Source organism: Paraburkholderia sp. CNPSo 3281 (assembly GCF_024206515.1).
GTDB lineage: Bacteria > Pseudomonadota > Gammaproteobacteria > Burkholderiales > Burkholderiaceae > Paraburkholderia > Paraburkholderia nodosa.
On record NZ_JAMBPS010000038.1, the window covers coordinates 46479 to 68248 of the forward strand.

A 21770-nucleotide genomic window follows, 5' to 3' on the forward strand; every position below is an offset into this window, starting at 1 on the left:
GCTTGATCAGGACATCAAACAATGCCGCCGTTCACGCGGATCGTTTGACCGTCGATCCAGCCTGCGCCGTTGCCGACGAGGAACGAGACCACCTTGGCGATGTCGTCCGCCTGGCCGAGCCGCTCGAGCGGCGGCATCTTCGCAAGGCGCTCGATCTGCTCGGGGGTCTTGTCCTTGAGGAACAGTTCGGTTGCGGTAGGTCCGGGGGCGACCGCATTCACTGTGATATTGCGGCCGCGCAGTTCCTTGGCGAAGATGTTGGTCATCGTTTCCACGGCGGCCTTGGTGGCGGCGTACACGGAATAGCCCGGCAGCGCGAGCGCCTGGATGCTGCTCGAGAAATTGACGATGCGTCCGCCTTCGCGCAGCTTCTTCGCGGCGATGCGCTGCGTATTGAAGGTGCCCTTGAGATTGATCGCGACGAGGCGGTCGAACAGGGCGTCGTCGGTATCGGCCAGGTTGACGAGGCCCGGCTGCATGATGCCCGCGTTGTTCACCACGATATCCACGCCGCCGAAGAGCGTAATGGCCTGGTCGAACATCGCGGCCACCTGGGCGGGCACAGCCACGTCTGCCTGAATCGCCGCGGCGCGACCGCCCGCGGTTTTGATTTCCTCCACGACCGCGTTGGCGTCCGCCGCGCGGCCGGCGTAGTTGACGACGACTGCGATGCCTTCGCCCGCGAGGCGTCTGGCGATCGATGCGCCGATCCCGCGGGAAGCGCCGGTAACGATCGCGACTGTGCTGGTGTTGGCTTGCGTGCTCATGGTGACTCTCCGTGCCGGTTGGGTTGGTGATGCAACGTGATGCGATGGGTGCATCTTCCCGCCAGCCGACGCTCCACGGTAGCTGCATAACCAGAATATCGGTTATGCTTCCCGCGTATGACCATCTTCAACGACCTGAGCCTGCTGCAGGCCTTCGTTGCCATCGTGGAGAGCGGCAGCATCTCCGCGGCGGCGCGCAAGCTGAACCTGAGCCAGCCCACGCTGAGCCGCCAGTTGCGTTCGCTCGAAGATCAATGCGGCGCGGCGCTGCTGCGGCGCGACACGCACCGCATGAGCCTCACGGAAACCGGCCACCAGTTCCTTGCCGACGCCCAGGCGCTGCTCGCGCTAGCCGAGGAATCCGCGCAGCGCATGCGGCGCGACCAGAGCGCGCTGAGCGGCAATATCCGCGTGTTCTCCACGATCGACTTCGGCCAGTCCGTGGTGAGCCGCATGATCAGCAGCTTTATCCAGGCGCACCCGGCTGTGAGAATGGAGCTGGCCTATTCGAACCGCCCGCTGCACATGATCGAAGAGGGCTGCGACGCCGGTATCGTCGCCGGGGCGCTCACTGACGATCGCGTCGTGGCGCGCTCGCTGGGCGAGATCCGCCGCTATCCGGTTGCCTCGCCCGCCTTCCTCAAGGATCACAAGTTCGCCAGCAAGCCGGCAAGTCTCCAGGCCTTACCGTGGATCGCACTTTCGAGCCGGCAATTCGGCGGTGCGAGGGATGTCACGCTGTATTCGGGCGCAACGACGCATACGTTGCAGATCGATCCCGTGATGATTTCGGAAGGGGTGACGAGCATGCGCGAGGCCGCGCGCATGGGGCTGGGCCTGGCCGTGTTGCCGGAATGGCTGATCGAGGAGGATCTGGTGTCGGGACGTCTCGTGCGCGTCCTGCCGAAATGGCAGGCGAAACCGCTCGCCGCGCAAATTGTGTATCCCGTGCAAAGGCGGCTGCCGCTGCGCGTGCAGGCATTGATCGAATTCGCGACGGAATATATGGCGACGGTTTTGAAGCCGCGATAACGCTTGACCGAAGCCGTGTCGCGTTACATCGACGATTCGAGCATGGCGCGGTAATCGTTTTCGGAAGCCTCGCGCGGATTGGTCTTGTGGCTGTGATCCTTGAGCGCGCCCTTGATGATCTCGGGGAACAGATCAGCGCTCACGCCAAGCTGCGCGAGGCCCGTCGGCAGGCCAAGGCGCTCGGTCATCGTGCGCACGGCGGGCGCCACTTCGGCGCCGCTGTCCAGCCCCATTGCCGTCGCCAGGCGGTCGAGCTTGCCTTCCTCTCGCACCGAAGGCGCTTCCTCGTTGAACCGCAGCACCGCCGGCAGAAAGATGGCGTTCAGCGTGCCATGATGCAGACGCGGGTTGATGCCGCCTAGCGAATGGCTCAGGCTGTGCACGCAACCCAGACCCTTCTGGAACGCAAGCGCGCCCTGCATCGATGCGCTCATCATGTTCAGCCGCGCCACGCGGTCGCCGCCATCGCGCGTCGCGCGCTCGATATGACGCCACGCGCGCCACAATCCATCCAGCGCAATGCCGTCCGCGGGCGGATTGAAGGCGGGCGCGAGGAAGGTCTCCATGCAATGCGCGATGGCATCCATGCCCGTCGCCGCCGTCAAACCGGGCGGCAAGCCCAGCGTCAGTTCGGGATCGCAAGTCGCCACACGCGGCACCACGTAAGGCGAGATCACGCCGACCTTGCGGCCGTCGTGGAGAATCAGAATGGCGCCACGCCCCACTTCGCTGCCGGTGCCCGCGGTCGTCGGCACGGCGATCACCGGGGCCGTCTTCGCCGTGATGTTCGCCGCGCCGCCTTCGATCACGGCGAAGCGCTGCAGCGGTCCTTCGTGCGTCGCGCAAACGGCGACGCCTTTGGCGAGGTCGATTGCCGAACCGCCGCCGACGGCGACGATGCCGTCGCACTCGCCCGCACGGTAGGCCGCTACGGCCTCGCGCACCGCCGCTTCGTTCGGATTGGACGGGGTGCCGTCGTAGATCGTTGCGGGCGCAACGCCTGGCAGCAGCGCGCCAAGCACGCTATCGAGGACCCCCGCCGCACGCACGCCCTTGTCCGTGACGATCAACGGCCGGCTGATGCCCACACGTTCGCATTCGTTCTTGAGCAAACGAATGGCGCCAAAATCGAACTGGATCTGCGTGACGTAGTTGATGAGGGACATAGGATTGAGCTTCAGTTATAGCGAATTCGACCGTTGCGAAAACAAGCGCTGATCGCTGCAATTCGATTACCGCATTTCAGCCGCATAGTGCTATTGTTTTGGGCCAGTATAGTGAGACGCCCATCACGCGGTAATTGAGAAGATTTGATACAGCTATAACTTTTCCTCAACCCCATGACCCCGTCGCTCAATTCGATCATCTCCCGCCTCCATGTGAAACAGCTCCGGCTTTTGATCGCGCTCGGCGATCACGGCTCACTGCTGAAGGCCGCACAACAGGTCGCACTCACGCAGCCCGGCGCCAGCAAGGCATTGCAGGAAATCGAAACGACGTTTGGCACCGCGCTCTTCAATCGCACCAATCGAGGTCTCGATCCCACCGAGGCCGGACACTGCGCGATCCGCTACGCGCGCCTGATCCACACCGATCTCACGCATTTGCGCGAGGAGCTTGTCGGACTCTCGCGCGGCCGTGGCGGACGCATAGCGGTTGGGGTCATCATGGGCGCGGTGCCGCTGCTGACCGATGCGATTTCCACGCTGATCGCGGCGCATCCGGAAATGTCGGTTGAAATCGTCGAAGACACGAGCACTGCGCTCCTGAGCCAGATCGATGCGGGCAGGCTCGATCTTGCGATCTGCCGCACCACGGTCAGCCAGACGCCGCAGCACTACGAGAGCCTCAAGCTGCAAGACGAAACGCTCGCCGTGATCGCCAACGTGCGGCATCCGCTGCACCGCGCGAAGAAGCTCACGCTCAAGGACATGGAGAAGTACCGCTGGGTGGTCTACCGCGCGAACATGCCGATGCGTCTGCTGCTCGAACGCGAGTTTCGCGAGGCCGAACTGCGCTTTCCCACGCATCTGCTCGAAACGACCTCCGCGTTTGCCACGCTCGCGCTGCTGCAAGGTAATCCGTCGTTCGTCGCGCTGGTGTCCATCGACGTTGCGCAGTTCTTCGCCAGCCAGCAGATGGCCTGCATCCTGCCGCTGCGCCTCGCTTCCCGCAGCGAACCTTATGAGCTGGTCACGCGCCAGGGCGCGCCGCTCGCGCCCGCGGCGCGGCTGCTCATCGATGCGCTGTGCGACAAGCAGGGCATTGAATTCTGAGTGCGTCGCAACCGAACCCGGAGAAACCCTGGCATTGACCTACATCAAATGCCTCCCGCACAATGAACCATATCGTGGACTTAACGTCCATATTGTGGACACAACGAGAGCGACTGATGACGGACAAAACCTACTCCCCCATGACGCCGTATCAGCTTCCGTTCCCCAAGGAAGCGCAGCAGGAAATCGTCATTCCCCACGCCATTCCCACCGACGAGCGCGTGTGGGTGCCCCAGGCCGGGAACGTGTGGTTCCGCCCGCTGTGTCTGAACACGTCACAGGGCTACTGGATGAATTTGCTGCGCGTGCGTAAATCAGGAGTCTTGAGCAGGCATCGGCATCCGCAGGCCGTTCACGGCATGGTGCTCAAGGGCCGCTGGCGCTATCTGGAGCACGACTGGGAAGCGACCGAAGGCAGCTACGTGTTCGAGCCGCCCGGCGAAACGCACACGCTCTACGTACCGGAAGACGTCGAAGAAATGATCACCTACTTCCAGGTCAACGGCGTGATGTTCTATTGCGATCCTTGGGGCAACTACACAGGCTATGAGGACGTGTTCACGAAGATCGACATGTGCCGCAAGCATTACGCGGCGGCAGGTCTTGGCGAGGATTACGTGGATCAGTTCATCCGATGAGCCGTGCCCAATACGATTTCGCGGGGCGCGTAGCCGTCGTGACCGGCGCGGCGGGCGGCATAGGCCGCGCGATCTGCATCGCATTCGCGCGCGGCGGGGCGCGCACCGTCAATTGGGACCGCGTTCCCGGCTCGCTGGACACGCAAGACGCACCCCGTCACATCGAAGTTGACGTCACGCGCCCCGAAACGATCGAAGCGGCGCTGGCAGCGACGCTCGCGGAATTCGGGCGCATCGACTACCTCGTGAACAACGCGGGTTTCGCCGGTTCGACCGTGCCACTCGACGCCTACGATCCCGCCGAATGGCAACGCATTGTCGACGTCAATCTGGTGGGCACCTATCACGTTTGCCGCTTCGTGGTGCCCGCCATGCGCCGCGCGGGTGCGGGGCGCATCGTCAATGTGGCTTCGCTCGCGGGCAAGGAGGGCACGCCGAACGCGTCCGCCTACAGCGCGGCGAAGGCCGGCGTGATCTCGCTCACCAAATCGCTTGGCAAGGAACTCGCGCAAACGGGCATTCTCGTCAATGGCATTGCGCCCGCCGCCGTTGAAACGCCGCTGCTCGCGCAGATGTCGCCCGCCCACGTGCAGACGATGATCGACAAAAGCCCGCTCGGGCGGCTCGGCACCGTTGACGAAGTGGCCGACCTCGCGCTATGGCTCTGTTCGGATTCCTGTACGTTCAGCACCGGCGCGATATTCGATCTTTCCGGCGGCCGCGCCACATACTGACGCCCGAACCGCCCGAACCAGAACACACCCACGAAAACAGCCACAAGGAGACGACCCATGATCAAAAAATCGCACCGGCTTAAACGCACACAGACAATAGCTATCGCCTTTCTGACGATAGCGGGCATCGTGAACTATCTGGACCGCAGCACGCTTTCCATCGCCAATCATTCGGTGGCCGAGGAACTGCATCTGAACGCATCGCAAATGGGCTTGCTGCTTTCGGCGTTCTCGCTTGCCTATGCGTTCGCGCAATTGCCGGTGGGCGCGATGCTCGATCGTTTCGGCTCGCGCGTGATGCTCGGGCTTGGCATGCTGGTGTGGTCGGTTGCGCAGGTCACGGGCGGCTTCATTCAAACGCTCAATCATTTTCTGGCGGCGCGCGTGGTGCTGGGCATCGCCGAAGCGCCGCTCTTTCCCGCGGGCGCCAAGGTCATTCATGAATGGTTCGCCGTGCGCGAACGCGGTGCGCCAACCGGTACGTTCGTTTCCTCCTCGACCATCGCACCGATGATCGCACCGCCGCTCCTCACCGTGCTGATGCTCACATTCGGCTGGCGCCCGATGTTCATCATCATGGGCGTGCTGGGTGTGCTCGTCTCGGTCGGCTGGTATGTCGTCTATCGCAACCGCGATCAGGTCACGCTCACGACTGAAGAAACGGCATGGCTCGAAGACGGCGCCACTGAAGCACCGAAAAAGAGCGCGCTGAGCTTCGCCGAATGGGGCACGCTGCTCAAGCAGCGCAACACGTGGGGCATGATCTTCGGCTTCATGGGCGTGATCTACATGGTGTGGCTCTATCTCACCTGGCTGCCCGGCTATCTGGAGAAGGAGCGCCATATCTCCATCGCGCATACGGGCTGGCTCGTCGCCATTCCCTATGTGTTCGGCACGATCGGCATGGCCAGCAGCGGCTTTATTTCCGATTACCTGCTCAAGCGCGGCATGGCGCCCATCCGCAGCCGCAAGTGGCCACTGTGCGTCGGGCTGATCGGCGCGGCGGCGTTCACCGTGCCCGCTGCCTACACGCCGAGCACCGCGCTCGCCATTACCTATGTTTCCGTGGCGATGTTCTTCGTGAACATGTCGAGCGGCGCGGCCTGGGCGCTCGTGAGTGTGGCGGCCCCGCGCCATCTCGTGGCATCGCTCGGCAGCATGCAGAACTTCGGCGGCTATTTCGGCGGCTCGTTTGCGCCGGTCATCACCGGCATCGTGGTCGACCGGACACATTCGTTCGTGAACGCCCTGCTCATTAGCGCAGCGGTGGCGTTTGCCGCCGCGTTCGTCTATCTCTTCGTCGTCAGGGAAGTCGCGCCTGTGGGCGAGCGCCGGGCGGCAGCTACCCAACCCACCTGATTCCTCCCTTCATTCGCACTACGCATCATGACATTCAAGGACAACTTTCTCGCGGGCAAGGTCGCGCTCGTCACGGGCGGCCACTCCGGCATCGGCGCGGCCATTGCCAACCGGCTCGCGCAACTCGGCGCACACACCACGGCCGCCGGACTGCCGCCTCCTGCCGGCAAGCCAGACGTACTCGATACCGGCGTGCAACGCGCCTCGCTCGACGTACGTTCGAGCGAAGACGTGGCGCGACTGGTGAGCGGCTTCGAGCGGCTCGATATCGTCGTGAACTGCGCGGGTGTGATCAGCCGCGGCGACGAGCACCAGATCGAGGCGTTCGAGCGCGTGCTCGACATCAATCTCAACGGCACCATGCGCGTGTGTGCGAGCGCGCGCGAGCTGCTCAAGGCCTCTTCAGGCTGCATCGTCAACACGGCTTCGATGCTGAGCTTTTTCGGCGGCGGCCTCGTGCCCGCCTATAGCGCCAGCAAGGGCGGCGTGGCGCAGCTCACGCGCTCGCTCGCCATTGCCTATGCGCCCGACCATATCCGCGTGAATGCGCTCGCGCCCGGCTGGATCGCGACGCCCCTCACTCAGGCGCTGCAGGATGACAGTGGCCGCTCGCAGGGCATACTCGAGCGCACGCCGATGAAGCGCTGGGGGCAGCCCGAAGAAGTCGCGAACGTGGCCGCGTTTCTCTGCTCGCCCGCCGCTTCGTTCATGACGGGCGCGATCGTGCCCGTGGACGGCGGCTATCTGTGCGCCTGATCCGCTGGAATTGCGGGCATAATGGCGCCACACATGGTGCCCCCAAGCTTGCCGATGTCGACCACTGAATCCCCTCCCTCCTCCCAACCCGGCGACGCCAGGGGCGTTGCCGGCACTGCCGCCTTTTCGAAGTTCATCGCCGTGCTGCAGCTCATCGCCGACGCCAGCGCGCCGCCGAACATCGCGAAGCTCGTGGCCGCGAGCGGTTATCCGCGCCCGACCGTGCATCGCATCGTCGCCGCGCTGCAGGCCGAAGGGCTCGTCGCGGCGGTGGGTGGCGGCAACACGTTCGCGCTCGGGCCGCGTCTCGTGAATCTCGCGAGCCGCAGCTGGGAGCGTTCCGACCTGCGCATCGCCGCCGTCGACGCGCTCATGGAACTGCGCAACACCACCTCGGAAACGGTGCACCTCGCCGTGCCCAGCGACGGCGCCATGGTGTACATCGAAAAGCTCGAAAGTCCGCACGCCGTGCGCATGGCCTCGCGTATCGGCACGCGCGTGGCGCTCACGTCGAGTTCGGTCGGCAAGGCCTGGCTCGCCACGCTCACGCCGGACGAGCGCGAGCCCTTGCTCGCGCAGGCGCCGCGCGTGCGCTTCACCGAGCATACGATGACCGACCTCGGCGCGATCCGCGGCGAGATCGAACTCACGGCGCAACGCGGCTACGCGGAAGACCGCGAAGAAAACGAGCAGTCGATCTGGTGTTTCGGCGCGGCGATTCTCGGCGCCGATGGTCACGCAGTGGGCTGCGTGAGCGTCAGCATGCCGATGTTCCGCCGCCAGCCGGACGCGCAACGCAACTACATCGAACCCCTGCTCGCCGCGTGCCGCACCATCGCCGCGCGGCTTGGGCCGGTTTGCGTGCGATAACTGAACGGCACTACGGCAGCCGGTCTGGCCTACTTCGCCTCTTCCACGCGCCGCTCGTCGGTGTTGCTGGGATATTTCGCCTGCCCGAACCGGATGATCAGCACGCCCAGCGCGATCAGCACGATCGCGCCCGCGGAAGCCAGCAAATGCAGCTCCGTGTTCGCGCCCGCGCGCAAGATGAGATCCCGCGCAATCGACACCATGGCGATGTAGAGCGGGAAGCGCACCGGCAACTGCCCCGCCTTGAGATACTGCCCGACCATGGCGAAGATCTCGAGGTAGAGAAACATCAGCAGCAGGTCGGTCAGCGTCACGCCGTCCGAATGCACCATATGCCAGATCAGCACGCCCATGGCGGCCACGGTGCCAATGCCGATGATCAACAGGCCGAACAGTTCGGCCAGCTCCATGGCGCGCTCGAGGCGCTCCTTGATCGCTCGCTGCAGAGCGTTCTCGTACTTCATCTTCGCGGTTTCCCCATGACACGGTAGGGGGATAGTAGCGCGACAAGATGAAAGTTCGAAAATGCGGAAAAAAATCCGTGCGGGCGCGAGCGCGAAGCGAAATCAGGGCGACGGCGCGGCGGCGCGCAGGTCGTCGAGCACGGCGCGGGCGAATTCGAGTTGTGTGACGAGGGCGGGCGAAGCCGGCCGGATCGGCATACGCGTTTCGTGCGACAGGATCCCGTCGAGCGCCAGCATGGCCTTGATCGCGCTTGGGTTCGGCGCGGCGAACAACAGGCGCAGCACGCCCTTGAAGCGCGCGAATAGCCGGGCCGCCGCCTCGCCATAGCCCGCCTTCACGAGCGCGTGTACATCGCGCAGCAAGTCAGGGCAAACGTGCGCGCTTGCGAGTATGCCACCCGCGGCGCCCGCTTCGAGACACTCCAGAAACGCTTCGTCCGTCCCGCAGAGCAACGAGATGGGCAGTTGCCCCAGCGCCTTGAAGCGCTCGCTCGCGCAAGCCTTGATCGCCACGATATTGTCGATTTCCGCCAGTTCGCGCACCGTTTCGACTTCGATCGGCACGCCTGTCCGATGCGGCACGTCGTAGAGCACCAGCGGCTTCGACGTGGCACGCGCGATCTGCCCGAAGTGCCATGCGAGCCCTGCCTGGTCCGGGCAAACATACGACGGTGGCGGAACGAGAAAGCCCGCCACGTCCCACCTTTCCAGCGTGCGCAGGTCCTGCGCGAACGCACGCGTATCGCTGCCGCCCAGGCCCGCGATCACGGGCACGCGCCCCGCTGCGACCTCCGTGATGGCTTGCAGCACGGTCACGCGCTCCACGTCGTTCAGGAGCGCCGACTCGCCGGTCGTGCTGAGCGCGACGATGCCGGCAACGCCGTCACTCGCGTATTTGTCGGTCAGGAGCTCCAACGCCTCGACATCCACTTCGCCGTCACGCAGCGGCGTCACGATCGGCAACCAGATTCCCTCGAACATATCAGGCCCCCTTGTTGCCGATGCGCGGGCGCAACGCGCCGATCGTAGCCTGCGGCACGCTGCCTATCAGCGTATGCATCGTGAAGTCGATGTCTTCGGGCGCGATATCGAGTTGCACGCGCATGGCGCCGCGCACGAAGGCAGTTTGCGCGACGTAGACGCCGAGCGGCGAATGAAGCAGCGCCGCGAGATGCGCCCGCGCGGCTTCTTCGGTATTTGCGGTCAGCATGACTTCGAGCCAGGCACGCGGGGCCCGCAACGGAACGACCTTTGCAAGCGGGCGCGCACGCGGCGCCACGATCTCGTTACGGGGGATGGGATTTGCGCAAGCCATGAGATGTGAATTGCTATTCGCAGGTTGTGAACACAACTTCAGCGTATTACCGAACGCGTAAAACCGGTGTTAAAAATAGCGGGGCGTCGTGTCTAAATTTCACATGCCCTGTGCGAGTTGGGGATTCAACTCGAGATGCAGCACGACGAGCCAGCGTCGCGGGCACGCGTTGGCAATTTCGAGTTGCGCTTCGGGCGCACCTCCACCGGTTCGCGCAGGTCCAATGAATCCCTGCTTCTTTGCCGCTGCCCACGCGGCGCGCGCATCGGTCACCAGCCAGTTGCTGACGAGCAGGCACGTAATGCAACTGAAGATCACCGTCTCGAAGTCCGAAATGCCCGGATCGATTTGCTGGGTGACGTAGCCGAACGCGGCAGTCAGTATCTGGTCCACGGAAAACGTGAGAAGCGCGAGCTTCAACCAGCCTCGGAAGCGCATCGGCATGATCAACGGGGAAACGCAAAATTGTACGGCGGGTGGCAAAGCATGGAATTCCTCGGGCGGATTCGACGCGCAAGTGTAGGCGTGAGTTTGTTCCTCGCACAAGAAAAAATGCCGTAAACAAACGCCGCATTTACACGCCGGCGGCCAATCTTTTACGGCTTGTTTACGCGCCGTTCGCTACGATCATGCTGATCCGCAATTTCCCGGGCCATTTCGTGTTGAAACTCCTCATTCCCATCATCGACCGGCACGGCGCAGCCGAAGCCGCACGCCACAGCGCGTTTCTTTTCGCCGAACGCGGCATGGTGGAGGTCGAGATCGTGGAGACGATGCAGCAAGCCGCGGTGAGCAACGGCGCCCGCAAGCGCAGGCAACAGCACAGCCGCGACATGCTCCACGCCACCTGCGCGATACTCAAGGACGCAGGCGTGCCGTACCGGCTACGGCACGCACCGGGACCCGCGGAGCGCAGCATTGCAGCATGCGTGGAATGTGGCGGCGCAGATATCGTTCTCGTGGACGCGAGCCATCTCGGCTTTCTGCGCAAATGGATGATGCTCGCAAGACTCAGACGGCTTTGCAGCGTGCCCGTGACCTTGTTGCATTGACGGCGTATCGGTCCCCTTGCATGCGTAACATCTCATCGCCGCTTCGGCGCACATTGAACGCCGCACGCGCCAACAGTACTCAAAAGCGCGCGTTGCTGCGCGTGTGCGCGTTGATTCTGCTGATCAGTCCCATTCTGACTTCGGCGTTCGCATTTTTCGCGTTTTCGAATCATCCCGATTTCGCGCTGGGACTCACGGCATTCTTCTGCTTCATGTGCTGCACGCTGCTTGCGGTCTGGATACGCTCCGATGCGCGCCATGCATGGTCGCGAGCGCGAGAGTCGGGCTTCGTGCAGCCGGCCGCGATTCGCCCTGGCCGTGCAGTGCGCGTAGCGAGCGCCTGCCCTTCGCGGTGGCTCGTCGTGCTGCATGTGGAACTGCACGGAGGCATCGTCGCGGCGCGCTAGCGGCGCCCAGCGTCAACGGGAGATCAACGCGTAGTCATCGCTGCGGGGGAAGCGCATGGCTAGGTGGAGCCCGATCGAGTCTGCCCGAACGCGCGCGAACCGGCATGTTCGGAAACGTCCGTGGGGCACACTACGCTGCCGCGCCGCGCAATGCGGACCACTATATCGTCAGTGTATTGGGCAACCTGGCAACGGAGGCTCGATGCGCGCACAGCGAAAGAGGCAGCATGGCCGCGCACGGCTCACGTCCTCGAGTCAACGCAGCAATGCGAGACTCAGCGCGATACCGGCCGCGTAAGTGCCGAGCGCGCCGAGAAATCGGGCGGGATTGGGTTTCGCCATCGTAGGAAACGCGATCAGCCCGACGACGAGCAGGCATCGGCAGACGGTTGCGGCCTGAAATGATCGTTGCAGGCCGAGACCACGAACTGGCCCCGCTCGTCGCGGCCGATCATGGCTACGCTTGCAGCGATTTCGTCGACGAAATCCCGAATCATGTCCGACCAGTCGGCCATCGTTGTCACCGGTGTTCGCTACGATGCACGCGAATCGCCGCGCAGCGAGGCCAGCAGTTGCACGAGCGCTTCGATATCTTCGTCCCGCGTGCGCCACGACGACACGCTGATCCGCAACGCGGGCCGCCCTTGCCAGACCGTGCCGCCGAACCACGTTTCGCCGGAGGCCTGCACGGCGCTGCGCAGCGCCTGCGTCTGCGCATCCGTGGCGCAGCGGAACAGCACCTGGTTCAGCACGACCCGGTTGAGCACCTCGTAGCCCAGGCGCCCGAGTTCCGCGCCGATGCGCTGCGCCTGCGCGTGATGGCGCTCGACCATGGCCGCGACACCGCCTCTGCCCAGCGTGCGTAGCGCCGCCCACACGGGAATGCCGCGCGCGCGGCGTGAGAATTCCAGCGTGAGGTTCTTCTGCGCGTCGGCGCTCGCGGACAAATAGGCCGCGTCGCTGTTCATCGCCTCGGCCAGCGCCGTCGCATCGCGGCAAATGACCATGGCGCAGTCGTACGGCGTGTTCAGCCACTTGTGCGCGTCCGTCGTCCAGCTATCGGCCCCTTCGATGCCCTCGGTCAGCGCAGCCAGTGACGAGGTCCGCGCCCACAGGCCGAACGCGCCATCGACATGCACCCACGCGCCGGCCTCCCGCGCACGCGCGATGATCGGCGCAAACGGGTCGAATTCGCCGGTATTCACCTCGCCGGCCTGCAGACACAGGATCGTGCGGTCGTCGAGCGACGGGAGTCGCGCCGCATCCACGCAGCCATGGGCGTCGACGGCCGCGTAGACGATGCGATCCAGCCCGAAGCCCAGGATGCGCAGCGCCTTCTTCACCGTGATGTGCGCGAGTTCCGAGACCACGACCTTGATCTCGGGCGCGCCCATCAACCCCTCGCGGTCGAAGTCCCAGCCTTGCCGTGCCAGCAGCGCGCGGCGGGCGGTAGCGAGCGCGCCGAGCGTGCACGCAGTGGCGCTGGTGCCGAAGCCCACGGCGCTGTCGCGCGGCAGGTCGAGCGCTTCGAGCACCCAGCGGCCCGCGATGCGTTCCACCGTGGCCGCGACTGGCGAGTTGTCGAACGTCGAGGCGCACTGATCCCACGCCAGCATGAGCCGCTCCACCGCGGCCGCCCCAGGCAGCGCCGCGCCGATCACGAAGCCGAAGTAGCGCGGGCCGTTCGAAGCCGTGGTCGCCGGCGAGCCCACGCGGTCGAGCAAGGACAGTGTGTCTTCGGCGGGCAATCCGCTTGCGGGCAGCGGCTCATCGAACGCACTGAGCGCCGCGATGGCTTCGTTCGAGGGAAAAACACGCCGCGTGGCGTTGTCTTCGAGGTAGCGCAGGCCACGTGCGTCGGCATCTGCCAGCAGTTTCAGTTCATCCATCCATGTCTCCCGGTTCGCGTTTCCATTCAGGCTTCAATTCGACGTACAGGCGCACGGGGCCGCGCACGGCATGCTGCGCACCGTGGCGGCCCAAAACGCGAGTGCCAGCGAACTCATAGCCGCGCCCAGCGTACACACACCATGCCACCCCGCCGCGGCATACGTCGCCGTCGTGCCGATCGCGCCAAGCCCGCTGCCAACCGCATAGAACAGCATGTAAAGGCTCACGAGCCGGCTATGCAGTTGCGCGTTGCTGCGAAAAATCAGGCTTTGATTGGTCACGTGCAACGCCTGACCGCCCAGATCGAGCAGCACGATGCCGACCAGCAGCATCCCTAGCGAATGTCCCAGCATTGAGAGCGGCCACCATGCCAGCAACAGCAGCGCCAGCCCGGCAGCACTGGTGCGCTGACCCCAACCCCGGTCGGCCCATTGGCCGGCGCGCGCGGCCGCTAGCGCGCCCGCCGCCCCGGCTATGCCGAAGGCCCCGATCGCCGTGTGAGAATAATTGTAGGGCGGCGCACTCAACGGCAGCACCAACGCGCTCCAGAAGACATTGAGGGTCGCGAACATCAGCAGCGCAAGCACGCCGCGCATCTGCAGCACGCGATCCGAGCGCAGCAACGCAAACATCGAGATGATCAGTTGTCCATAGCTCATCGAAACTGGCGTGCCGCGCACCAGTTTCGGCAGCCGGCGCCACAGCGGCACGACCAGTGCAAGCATGATGGCGGCGGAACAGCCATACACGCCGCGCCAACCGGCAAGATCGCTCACGCCGCCGGAGAACACGCGAGCCAGCAGCAGGCCGATGAACACGCCACTGCCCGCTACGCCCACCACGCGCCCGCGCTCGTCGGGCGCGGCGGCCGCCGCCGCATAGGCGATCAAACCCTGCGTCATGGCCGTGCCCAACATGCCCACACCCAGCATGCCGGCCAGCAGCACCGCTACGGACCGAGCGAGACCGACCAGGCCCAGCACGCCCGCCAGCGCCAGCAATTGCACGATCATCAGGCGACGGCGCTCCACCCTGTCGCCCAACGGCACGAGCAGCAGCAACGCCAGCGCGCAACCGGTCTGCGTCGCCGTGACCACGCCGCCAACGGCGGCGCGGCTAATGGCGAAATCGCGCGCCAACGCGTCCAGCAAGGGCTGCGCGTAGTAGACATTGGCGACGCTCAAGCCGCTGGCCGCGGCGAACAGCAGTACGCGGCCGCGCGGCATCGGCGCGCGGCCGCACGGGAGCGCCGCGGGCCGACGGTGCAAGCGCAACGGGATCCGCGTCCATGATCTTCAATCCAGTTTCAAAACAAAACTGATTGAATGGTATGCCGACCAGTTTTAAAATGCAACTACGTGAGGCGTACGCGTTTCGTCGTCAACATGGACTGGAAAGAGGAAATCGTCATGGCAAACCGCAAATCCATGCAGAAGGAGACCTGCCCCGTCGCGCGCACGGTCGACGTGATCGGCGACCGGTGGTCGCTGATGATCCTGCGCGACGTCTTCGACGGCATCTACCGCTTCGGTGACATCCAGCGCAATCTGGGCGTGGCGCGCAATATTCTTTCCGGCCGCTTGAGCCATCTCGTCGAGGCCGGCATTCTCGAAACGCGACCTGCCTCCGACGGCACGACCTATCAGGAGTACGTGCTAACGAAGAAAGGGGAAAGCCTCTTCCCCGTTATCGTCGCCCTTCAGCAGTGGGGCGAGCGTCATTTGTTCGAGCGCGGCGAACGGCATTCGTGGTTGATCGACAAAGCAACGGGCAAGCCGTTGCTTTCGATGTTTCCGCAGACCCGCGAAGGGCACGCACTCACCCCTCACGACACCGTGGTCAAGAAGCCCGCATGACGCCCGCCCGGCTTACATGGCCGGGTCGATGGGCGAAGGCGGCGCGCCGCGTTCCTCGATGGCCTGGCCCGCCAGCAGACACAGGTCTTCGCGGAAGTGCCCGGCGACGATCTGCACGCCAACCGGCACGTCCTTCACCATGCCCGTGGAAACAACGAGTCCCGGCAGGCCCATCGCGGGCAATGCGCGCATGGTCAGCTGGGCGTCCCACACGCGCTGGAATCCCGCCGCGCCCTGCATGTCGAGGTTATCGGGGAATGGCAGTTCGCCCGAAACCGGCAGCAGCAGCACGGGATATTCCGCCAGGAACAAGCGCCATGCGCGCGTGAGCGTCGTGCGGCGCACCAGCGACGGGACTACCACGTCCTCGGGCATCGCCGCGACCTTGGCGCGCACGCCGTCCACCACTGCCTGCGCGCCCGGGTCGCCGTCACGCGCCACGGCGTCGGCGAGCGCCGGGAAGCCCTCGCCGAGCCACAGGCGTTCCTGCACTTCCCCGGCGTCACGCAGGAGCGGCACGTCGTCGATCTGTTCGACCGTCCAGCCCGCGTCGGCGAGTCGGCGGCCGGCGTCGAGCAACGCGTCCTCCACCTCCTTCGTGATGCTCATGCCGCCCGGGCGCAGGCAGAGCGCCACGCGGCGCGGCACGTCGGGCCCGATGAGCGGCGCCGGCGCCCACCAGGGGTCGCGCAGGTCGGGCGCGGCAAGCGCCGCGAGCGCCACGCGCAGGTCCTCGACCGTGCGCGCCATCGGGCCCGCGCCCGACATCATCTGCGCGCCGATCGGCCGCTCGGGCGACGACGCGTTGAACGCCGGCACGCGCCCGATGCTGGGCCGCAGGCCATGCACGCCGCACGCATAGGCCGGGTAGCGCACCGAGCCGCCAATGTCGGTGCCGAGCGCGATATGCCCGATGCCGGCCGTGACCGCCGCCGCCGCGCCGCCGCTCGAGCCGCCCGGCGTGAGCGACGCATTGCGCGGGTTCTTCGTATGCCCATGCACCTGGTTGCTTGTGAACCAGCGCAGCGCGAAGGTCGGCGAATTGGTGCGGCCGAGCAGCACCGCGCCTGCGCGCACGAGGTTTTCGACGGCGGGGCTGTTGACCTGCGCGATCAGATCCTTTTGCAGACGCGTGCCGTTGGTCGTCGCGAAGCCCGCCTGATCGATGTTGATCTTCGTGGTGACGGCCACGCCCGCGAGCGGCCCCGGGTCCTCGCCGCGCGCAATCGCGGCGTCGATCCTGTCGGCCTGGTCGAGGACCCATTCGGGCCGGTAGTCGATCACCGCGTTGATGAGCGGATTGACGGCCTCGAGCCGCTCGAGCGCGGCCTTCGCTGCCTCGCGTGCAGACACCTCGCGCGCGCGAACCCGTTTGGCGAGCTCAGTTGCAGTTAAACGCCATAGTTCAGTCACGATACCTCCGGTTCGTTAGCAAAATGGGAATCGCCAGGGCCTGTTCAGGCGCTGGCCGATAAGGTCTCGACACGCCGCCGGTCGCGCACAACGGCCAGCGCGAGCGCCGCGAGTCCGCATGCCGCGATGAGCGCGAGCAGCGCCGCGCGGCCGCCGTGCACCAGCACCCAGCCGCCGACGGTTGGAAACCCGAATGCGCCGACGAAGTACGCCGCGACGAACCACGTGAGCGCGGCGCGGCGGTGCGCGGCGACGGTGTCGTTGACGGCCTGGAGCTGAACGATCGGGTAAGCGAGCCCGTAGCCGGTGCCCAGCAGCACCGCGGCCGCCGATTGAAACAACACATGAAACGGCACGACGAACATCGCCGCGCTGCCCATCACCATCATGACGAGCAGCACTTTCGTCGCGGTTTCGGAGCGTATCTTGATGACCACGCGCGAGAGCAGCCAGCGCGTGGCGATGACCGTCACCGTGTAGACGCTGAAGAAGGTCGTCGCCTTCGCCTCGGTGCCCTGCACGAGCGACATCTGGAAAGTCATGAGGCCCGAGAACACGCAGCCGCCCAGCGCGATGATGACGATGGGATACACCGCGCGCGTGCGGGCGATCACGCCCATCTTCAGCAGCCACGGGTCCCGCGAGGCCGGCTCCTGCGTCGCGGAAGCGGAAGCGGAGCGCACGTGCGGCGCGAGCCGGCCGAACAGCTCGAGCAGGACGGCCGCGAGCACGCACAGGCCGCCGATCGCGTAGAGCACGCCACCAAGCGGCATGCGCCAGAAGCGGATCGCAAAGCCCGCGAGCGCCGGACTGCCGCCGATGCCCGTCATCTGCATGGTGGCGAAGCGCAGGAACCACAGGCCGCGCTCGGCGTCGTTCGTGCGCTCGGCGAGTGCCATGGGCGCGGCGAGGCAGAACGCGCCCCAGCCGAAGCCCACGAGGAAGCCGGGCACGACGTCGAAGCTGCTCACGTGCTCGACGAGCGCGAAGCTCACCACGCCCGCGCCCACGCAGAGCGCCGCGAGCGCGGCCATGCGCGCCGCGCCCACTTGCTGGGCAACCCAGCCCGTGAGCGAGACGCCCACGAAGGTGCCGAACGCGGCGCCCGCGAGCGCCACGCCGGTGTTGATGTCGTTCCCGCCGATGGCGTGCACGTGCATGGAGAACAGGAACGTCGCGCCATAGCCTGCCGATGCGAGCAGGACGCCGACGAGCATGATGAGGGCACTGAATGGGCGCACGGCGGAACTTCCGGACGATGACGGAAGTATGCAGATTATCAGTCCCTGTACCCAGCGCGGCATTCAGGTGCTCCTCGGGTTCGATGTCGATGGCAGGCGAGCGGGCCGGTTACCTGGCGTCCTGCTGCGCGTGCTCCGCCGCGTCGAGGATCGCGTCGGCCACGGCCTTCGGCTGGCTCAGCATCGAGACGTGGCTGCCGTTCACGCGCGTCACCTTCGCGCCGATATGCTTCGCCATCGATTCCTGCAGCGCGGGGTCGATCATGCGGTCGCGCGTCGTCACGACGAAATACGAGGGCTTGTCGTGCCACGCGGCCTGCGTGACCTTCTGCGAAAGCGCGCCGCTGAACCACGGGCCCTGCGTGGCCGCCACGATGCGTTGCTGCGCGGGCGGCAGGTCGGGCGCGAAGTCCTGGCGAATCGCGTTGTCGGAGAGCGTCAGGTAGCCCGCTGAATCTTTGTGCAGTTCGCTCGCCCAGGGCGCGTCCGGCTGGCCCTGCGTGATATCGGCGATCGACTGGCCGTTGTCGGGCGCGAAGGCCGCCAGGTACACGAGCGACTTCACCTTCTCGTCGTTGCCCGCTTCGCTGATCACGACGCCCGCCCACGAGTGGCCGACCAGCACCACCGGGCCCTTCTGCTGCTCGATGACGCGCTTCGTTGCGGCCGTGTCGTCGGCGAGCGAGCTGAGCGGGTTCTGCACGGCCACGACGTGCAGGCCGCGCGCTTCGAGCAACGGAATCACGCGGCTCCAGCTGGAGCCGTCGGCAAACGCGCCGTGCACCAGCACGACGTTGGTGCCTTTCAGGTCCTGCGGCGGCGCGGCGTGCACCGCTTGCAGCGCGAAGAGGCCGCCGAGGAGCGCCACGGACGTGAAAATCTGCTTGATCGAAGCCATCGTTTTTCTCTCTTCTGTTATCGGGTCGTTCGGTGGGTCGGAAAGGCGGATTACGAATGCGCGTAGATCGGGCCGAGGCCGGGGATATCGTCCTGCGCGGCGCGCGCGGCCTTCGTGCCGCTCATGGCGTGATGCGGCTTGCGCGCAGCGGACGCATCGGACGAGCCGTCCGCCACACCGCCATACGACGACGAAGCGGCTTGCTGCGCGACCTCCGTGGCTTCCACGCGCGCCAGCGCTGCCTGGATGTTGCTCGGGTATTGGGTTTCGTCGGCGGCCGGGTTGTAGCCGGCTTTCTGCAGTTGCACGAGTTCGGCGCGCACCTGCGCGCGGGTGACGGGCTCATTCGACTGAGCGAACGAAAGAACCGGGGCGGCGACGAGAGCAGCGAGGGCGAGGAGCTTGAGGGCTTTCATGACGTTCTCCAAAAAGGAATGAGGTAGACAGCGATCGGGTTCAATCCGGGTTCGGTTCAGCGCGAGTGGTGTATCGAGCTGGCGTAGGGGTATTTGAACGTCCGGATGTATCTGCCGTGTTTCCGTTTGGGGCGCGGTTTGCATATGAACGTGTCCGAAATGCGCGCAGATACATTGCGCTACAAAAAGCCCGCCACGATGCGCGGCACGGGCCGCAACGCAAACGCCGCCGGGCCCGCGAGGGCACGGCGGCGTCGCATGGCGTGGCGCGTATCAGCCGAACGTAAAGCTGTAGACGTGCGCGCCTGGGTCGAGAAAGCGGATCTCGAAGGTGTGATCCCCAATGCGACCGGTCTGGCGCACGAGCTGATACAGGCGCGCGCTGGTGGCGACGCCGCTGCCGTCCGCTGCGACGTCGGCGCCGTGCGCGGCGCCCGGCGGCGTGCCGTCGATGCTGATGCGAAAGCGCACGGGCTTGCCGTCGGCGGTGGGCGCGAGCACGAGATGCAGGTCGCGCGCATGAAAGCGATAGGCGATGCTCGCCTGCGGCGCGGCCGCCACGGCGGACTCGGCGCCCACGTTCCACTGCCCGCCGAACGCCCACTGGTTCAAGCCGAGCTGCCCCGGCAACGTGTACGCGGCGGCCGTATCGGCCTGCACGCGCTCCGGGTTCGCATTGCCCTGCGCCTCGCGATACCCCACATAGGTTTCGCCCGAGCCGATGTCGCGCGGATCCGCGGGCGCCAGCGTGCCGCTCGCCTGCGGCGCTTTCGGCGTGGCCGAGGGCGTGGCGCGGCCGTTGTCGGCCAGCAACTGCTGGATCGCCTGCTCGGCCTGCGCGTAGTCGCCTTCGCCGAAGTGGTGATAGCGGACGCGCCCCTCGGCATCGACGAGATAGAACGCCGGCCAGTACTGGTTGCCGAAGGCGTTCCAGATGCGGTAGTCGCTGTCGACGGCAACGGGATAGCGGATGTCCAGGTTGGCCAATGCGCGCTTGACGTTGCCCGTGTCATGCTCGAAGCCGAACTCCGGCGTGTGCACGCCGATCACGACGAGGCCGTCGTTACGGTAGCGGTCGGCCCACGTCTTCAGATACGGCAGGGTTCGCAAGCAGTTGATGCACGAATAGGTCCAGAAGTTGACCAGCACGACCTTGCCGCGCAGCGCTTCGGGCGTGAGCGGCGCGGAATTGAGCCACGCGTTCGCGCCGTCGAGCGCCGGCAGGCGGCCTTCCACGGCAAGATCGACGGCGGGCGCCGGGGCCGGCAGCGACACGCGCACGATCTGGGCCGCTTGTTCGTCTTGTACAACTGGGCGTGCCTGGGCTTCCCGCTCCTCATGACGCGCCGGCTCCGCGCTCGGCGTTTGCCGTGCCGCAGCGGGGCTCGCAAGCAAATCGACGAGGCGCGCCTCCACGCCATTGGTCGGCGCGCCCGGCACCAGCGCAAGCAGGCGCGTATCCACACCCAGTGCGATCGCGCCGACCGTGAGCAGCACGAGCGCACCCATCGCGCGCCGCACATGCTCACCCACGCCGAGCGAGCGCTTGAGCGCAGCCATCGCGCGATGGCCGAGGCCCGCCACCACCGCGAGCGAACTGGCGGCGCCCACGGCATAGGCGGCGAGCGCGGCCCAGGTTTCCCAGGTCACGCCGTGGCGGGCCGCGCCGGTGATGATGAGACCGAGGATCGGCCCGGCGCACGGCGCCCACAGCAAGCCCGTGGCGGCGCCGAGCAGCACGGCGGAGCCGATGCGGCGCGACGCGCCGTCGTCCTGCGAGCGCGCCATGAAGCGGTCGGCGAGCGCTGTGAGCGGGCCGGAGAGGCGCGTGGCGAGCGCAGGAAAGAGCAGCGCCGCGCCGAACAGCGCGAAGAGCCCGAGCGCGACCCAGCGGCCGTACTCGCTCAACTGCGCCGCGCCGTTCAGGCCGGCGGCGCCGAGCCCCGTGAGCAGCGCGAACGTGAGCGCGAGGCCGAGCAGCATGGGCAGGCGGCCAGTCAGGAAAGGCTCGTCGGAACGCGCGAACACGAACGGCACGACCGGCAGGATGCAGGGGCTCAGGACGGTGAACGCACCGCCCACGAATGCGATGACGATGAGTAACATGAGTTCGGTCTCCAGACGAATGTCGGCGGACTTGCCATGTGGCGTATTTCAGCGCGGGCATGTATCCGGGGAATGTCTGGAACGCGCGCGTCGTGCATCGTCATGTATCGCGAAAGCGGCTGGATACATACGGATACAAACACGCGCAACGCGCGCAGCGGCGTGCGCGAGACTGTGGACGCGCAGTGGACGATTTGTATCTCTACGTATCGCGCCCCGGCGGCGACACACTAAGTTTCAACAGTGCCGCAAGCGGGACACGAGCCAGATACGTGGGAGC

At 65.8% G+C, this 21770-nt stretch carries 24 protein-coding genes and 1 pseudogene; 10 read left to right on the forward strand and 15 right to left on the reverse strand.

From position 1 onward, the window contains the following. Positions 1-14: 14 nt before the first annotated feature. Complete coding sequence (locus tag M3I56_RS28490) at positions 15-767, reverse strand: SDR family oxidoreductase (RefSeq protein ID WP_254356806.1); 753 nt, start codon at positions 765-767, stop codon at positions 15-17. 117 nt (positions 768-884) lie between these two features. On the opposite strand from M3I56_RS28490, the gene M3I56_RS28495 reads away from it, so the two are divergent. Next, complete coding sequence (locus M3I56_RS28495) at positions 885-1799, forward strand: LysR family transcriptional regulator (protein ID WP_254356807.1); 915 nt, start codon at positions 885-887, stop codon at positions 1797-1799. Between the two features lie 23 nt (positions 1800-1822). Here M3I56_RS28495 and M3I56_RS28500 read toward each other — a convergent pair whose 3' ends face one another. Continuing rightward, positions 1823-2965, reverse strand: a complete 1143-nt coding sequence (locus M3I56_RS28500) for an iron-containing alcohol dehydrogenase (RefSeq protein WP_254356808.1) — start codon at positions 2963-2965, stop codon at positions 1823-1825. A 174-nt stretch (positions 2966-3139) separates the two neighbouring features. Between M3I56_RS28500 and M3I56_RS28505 the strand changes: the two genes are divergently transcribed. The 6 genes from M3I56_RS28505 (at position 3140) to M3I56_RS28530 (ending at position 8432) form a co-directional block, all read left to right on the forward strand. Further along, the gene (locus tag M3I56_RS28505; protein WP_254356809.1) at positions 3140-4075 is read left to right on the forward strand and encodes a LysR family transcriptional regulator; all 936 of its coding nucleotides are present in this window, start codon (positions 3140-3142) and stop codon (positions 4073-4075) included. A 116-nt stretch (positions 4076-4191) separates the two neighbouring features. Continuing rightward, the gene (locus M3I56_RS28510) at positions 4192-4713 is read left to right on the forward strand and encodes a 2,4'-dihydroxyacetophenone dioxygenase family protein (protein ID WP_254356810.1); all 522 of its coding nucleotides are present in this window, start codon (positions 4192-4194) and stop codon (positions 4711-4713) included. Beyond that, positions 4710-5447 carry an SDR family NAD(P)-dependent oxidoreductase gene (locus M3I56_RS28515; protein ID WP_254356811.1) on the forward strand — a complete coding sequence of 246 codons (738 nt, stop codon included), beginning with the start codon at positions 4710-4712 and terminating at the stop codon, positions 5445-5447. Before M3I56_RS28510 ends, M3I56_RS28515 begins: the two co-directional genes overlap by 4 nt. A 57-nt stretch (positions 5448-5504) precedes the next feature. After that, the gene (locus M3I56_RS28520) at positions 5505-6806 is read left to right on the forward strand and encodes an MFS transporter (RefSeq protein WP_254356812.1); all 1302 of its coding nucleotides are present in this window, start codon (positions 5505-5507) and stop codon (positions 6804-6806) included. A 27-nt stretch (positions 6807-6833) separates the two neighbouring features. Further along, a complete protein-coding gene (locus M3I56_RS28525; protein ID WP_254356813.1) occupies positions 6834-7562 on the forward strand; it encodes an SDR family NAD(P)-dependent oxidoreductase in 729 nt (242 codons plus the stop codon). A gap of 54 nt (positions 7563-7616) precedes the next feature. Further along, on the forward strand, positions 7617-8432 hold the full coding sequence (locus tag M3I56_RS28530; RefSeq protein ID WP_254356814.1) for an IclR family transcriptional regulator: 816 nt from the start codon (positions 7617-7619) through the stop codon (positions 8430-8432). Between the two features lie 29 nt (positions 8433-8461). On the opposite strand, the gene M3I56_RS28535 is transcribed toward M3I56_RS28530, so the two are convergent. From M3I56_RS28535 to M3I56_RS28550, 4 genes are all read right to left on the reverse strand, one after another. Then, the gene (locus M3I56_RS28535; protein WP_028204349.1) at positions 8462-8896 is read right to left on the reverse strand and encodes a phosphate-starvation-inducible protein PsiE; all 435 of its coding nucleotides are present in this window, start codon (positions 8894-8896) and stop codon (positions 8462-8464) included. A 102-nt stretch (positions 8897-8998) separates the two neighbouring features. Next, entirely contained in the window at positions 8999-9877 is an 879-nt protein-coding gene (locus tag M3I56_RS28540; protein WP_254356815.1) for a 4-hydroxy-tetrahydrodipicolinate synthase, read from the reverse strand. A gap of 1 nt (position 9878) precedes the next feature. Further along, positions 9879-10106, reverse strand: coding sequence for a hypothetical protein (locus M3I56_RS28545; protein WP_245623649.1), 228 nt, complete (start codon positions 10104-10106; stop codon positions 9879-9881). A 204-nt stretch (positions 10107-10310) separates the two neighbouring features. Further along, entirely contained in the window at positions 10311-10631 is a 321-nt protein-coding gene (locus M3I56_RS28550) for a hypothetical protein (protein ID WP_254356816.1), read from the reverse strand. Between the two features lie 209 nt (positions 10632-10840). Between M3I56_RS28550 and M3I56_RS28555 the strand changes: the two genes are divergently transcribed. Both M3I56_RS28555 and M3I56_RS28560 read left to right on the forward strand, forming a co-directional pair. Further along, on the forward strand, positions 10841-11263 hold the full coding sequence (locus tag M3I56_RS28555) for a universal stress protein (protein ID WP_254356817.1): 423 nt from the start codon (positions 10841-10843) through the stop codon (positions 11261-11263). Positions 11264-11283: 20 nt separating this feature from the next. After that, the gene (locus M3I56_RS28560; RefSeq protein WP_254356818.1) at positions 11284-11670 is read left to right on the forward strand and encodes a hypothetical protein; all 387 of its coding nucleotides are present in this window, start codon (positions 11284-11286) and stop codon (positions 11668-11670) included. Positions 11671-11925: 255 nt separating this feature from the next. On the opposite strand, the pseudogene M3I56_RS28565 reads toward M3I56_RS28560, so the two are convergent. From M3I56_RS28565 to M3I56_RS28580, 4 genes and pseudogenes are all read right to left on the reverse strand, one after another. Next, positions 11926-12066 (reverse strand): annotated as a pseudogene (locus M3I56_RS28565) (MAPEG family protein); the annotation flags it as partial. After that, a complete protein-coding gene (locus M3I56_RS28570) occupies positions 12027-12185 on the reverse strand; it encodes a hypothetical protein (protein WP_254356841.1) in 159 nt (52 codons plus the stop codon). The pseudogene M3I56_RS28565 and the gene M3I56_RS28570, both read right to left, overlap by 40 nt. Positions 12186-12203: 18 nt before the next feature. Next, complete coding sequence (locus M3I56_RS28575) at positions 12204-13559, reverse strand: pyridoxal-dependent decarboxylase (RefSeq protein ID WP_254356819.1); 1356 nt, start codon at positions 13557-13559, stop codon at positions 12204-12206. A 33-nt stretch (positions 13560-13592) separates the two neighbouring features. Next, positions 13593-14786 carry an MFS transporter gene (locus tag M3I56_RS28580; protein ID WP_254356840.1) on the reverse strand — a complete coding sequence of 398 codons (1194 nt, stop codon included), beginning with the start codon at positions 14784-14786 and terminating at the stop codon, positions 13593-13595. A 183-nt stretch (positions 14787-14969) separates the two neighbouring features. Between M3I56_RS28580 and M3I56_RS28585 the strand changes: the two genes are divergently transcribed. After that, positions 14970-15416, forward strand: coding sequence for a helix-turn-helix domain-containing protein (locus M3I56_RS28585; protein ID WP_254356820.1), 447 nt, complete (start codon positions 14970-14972; stop codon positions 15414-15416). Between the two features lie 12 nt (positions 15417-15428). Here M3I56_RS28585 and M3I56_RS28590 read toward each other — a convergent pair whose 3' ends face one another. The 5 genes from M3I56_RS28590 to M3I56_RS28610 all read right to left on the reverse strand — a co-directional run bounded on the left by M3I56_RS28590 (position 15429) and on the right by M3I56_RS28610 (position 21490). Beyond that, positions 15429-16829, reverse strand: coding sequence for an amidase family protein (locus tag M3I56_RS28590; RefSeq protein ID WP_254356821.1), 1401 nt, complete (start codon positions 16827-16829; stop codon positions 15429-15431). A 44-nt stretch (positions 16830-16873) separates the two neighbouring features. Continuing rightward, a complete protein-coding gene (locus tag M3I56_RS28595; protein ID WP_254356822.1) occupies positions 16874-18070 on the reverse strand; it encodes an MFS transporter in 1197 nt (398 codons plus the stop codon). Between the two features lie 109 nt (positions 18071-18179). After that, positions 18180-18968 (reverse strand): alpha/beta fold hydrolase, encoded by a 789-nt coding sequence (locus tag M3I56_RS28600; protein ID WP_254356823.1) that lies wholly within the window; start codon positions 18966-18968, stop codon positions 18180-18182. Positions 18969-19018: 50 nt separating this feature from the next. Next, on the reverse strand, positions 19019-19384 hold the full coding sequence (locus M3I56_RS28605; protein WP_254356824.1) for a DUF4148 domain-containing protein: 366 nt from the start codon (positions 19382-19384) through the stop codon (positions 19019-19021). 273 nt (positions 19385-19657) lie between these two features. Continuing rightward, positions 19658-21490, reverse strand: coding sequence for a cytochrome c biogenesis protein DipZ (locus M3I56_RS28610; RefSeq protein WP_254356825.1), 1833 nt, complete (start codon positions 21488-21490; stop codon positions 19658-19660). Positions 21491-21770 lie beyond the last annotated feature (280 nt).

What these genes read in the sequence shown, in the direction of transcription:
- M3I56_RS28600 (WP_254356823.1), bottom strand. Translation starts at nt 18,968, where the DNA reads ATGGCTTCGATCAAGCAGATTTTCACGTCCGTGGCGCTCCTCGGCGGC.
- M3I56_RS28525 (WP_254356813.1), top strand. Translation starts at nt 6,834, where the DNA reads ATGACATTCAAGGACAACTTTCTCGCGGGCAAGGTCGCGCTCGTCACG.
- M3I56_RS28570 (WP_254356841.1), bottom strand. Translation starts at nt 12,185, where the DNA reads ATGGCCGACTGGTCGGACATGATTCGGGATTTCGTCGACGAAATCGCT.
- M3I56_RS28585 (WP_254356820.1), top strand. Translation starts at nt 14,970, where the DNA reads ATGGCAAACCGCAAATCCATGCAGAAGGAGACCTGCCCCGTCGCGCGC.
- M3I56_RS28610 (WP_254356825.1), bottom strand. Translation starts at nt 21,490, where the DNA reads ATGTTACTCATCGTCATCGCATTCGTGGGCGGTGCGTTCACCGTCCTG.
- M3I56_RS28505 (WP_254356809.1), top strand. Translation starts at nt 3,140, where the DNA reads ATGACCCCGTCGCTCAATTCGATCATCTCCCGCCTCCATGTGAAACAG.
- M3I56_RS28545 (WP_245623649.1), bottom strand. Translation starts at nt 10,106, where the DNA reads ATGCTGACCGCAAATACCGAAGAAGCCGCGCGGGCGCATCTCGCGGCG.
- M3I56_RS28520 (WP_254356812.1), top strand. Translation starts at nt 5,505, where the DNA reads ATGATCAAAAAATCGCACCGGCTTAAACGCACACAGACAATAGCTATC.
- M3I56_RS28605 (WP_254356824.1), bottom strand. Translation starts at nt 19,384, where the DNA reads ATGAAAGCCCTCAAGCTCCTCGCCCTCGCTGCTCTCGTCGCCGCCCCG.
- M3I56_RS28555 (WP_254356817.1), top strand. Translation starts at nt 10,841, where the DNA reads ATGCTGATCCGCAATTTCCCGGGCCATTTCGTGTTGAAACTCCTCATT.
- M3I56_RS28490 (WP_254356806.1), bottom strand. Translation starts at nt 767, where the DNA reads ATGAGCACGCAAGCCAACACCAGCACAGTCGCGATCGTTACCGGCGCT.
- M3I56_RS28535 (WP_028204349.1), bottom strand. Translation starts at nt 8,896, where the DNA reads ATGAAGTACGAGAACGCTCTGCAGCGAGCGATCAAGGAGCGCCTCGAG.
- M3I56_RS28500 (WP_254356808.1), bottom strand. Translation starts at nt 2,965, where the DNA reads ATGTCCCTCATCAACTACGTCACGCAGATCCAGTTCGATTTTGGCGCC.
- M3I56_RS28510 (WP_254356810.1), top strand. Translation starts at nt 4,192, where the DNA reads ATGACGGACAAAACCTACTCCCCCATGACGCCGTATCAGCTTCCGTTC.
- M3I56_RS28560 (WP_254356818.1), top strand. Translation starts at nt 11,284, where the DNA reads ATGCGTAACATCTCATCGCCGCTTCGGCGCACATTGAACGCCGCACGC.
- M3I56_RS28575 (WP_254356819.1), bottom strand. Translation starts at nt 13,559, where the DNA reads ATGGATGAACTGAAACTGCTGGCAGATGCCGACGCACGTGGCCTGCGC.
- M3I56_RS28540 (WP_254356815.1), bottom strand. Translation starts at nt 9,877, where the DNA reads ATGTTCGAGGGAATCTGGTTGCCGATCGTGACGCCGCTGCGTGACGGC.
- M3I56_RS28580 (WP_254356840.1), bottom strand. Translation starts at nt 14,786, where the DNA reads ATGCCGCGCGGCCGCGTACTGCTGTTCGCCGCGGCCAGCGGCTTGAGC.
- M3I56_RS28495 (WP_254356807.1), top strand. Translation starts at nt 885, where the DNA reads ATGACCATCTTCAACGACCTGAGCCTGCTGCAGGCCTTCGTTGCCATC.
- M3I56_RS28530 (WP_254356814.1), top strand. Translation starts at nt 7,617, where the DNA reads ATGTCGACCACTGAATCCCCTCCCTCCTCCCAACCCGGCGACGCCAGG.
- M3I56_RS28515 (WP_254356811.1), top strand. Translation starts at nt 4,710, where the DNA reads ATGAGCCGTGCCCAATACGATTTCGCGGGGCGCGTAGCCGTCGTGACC.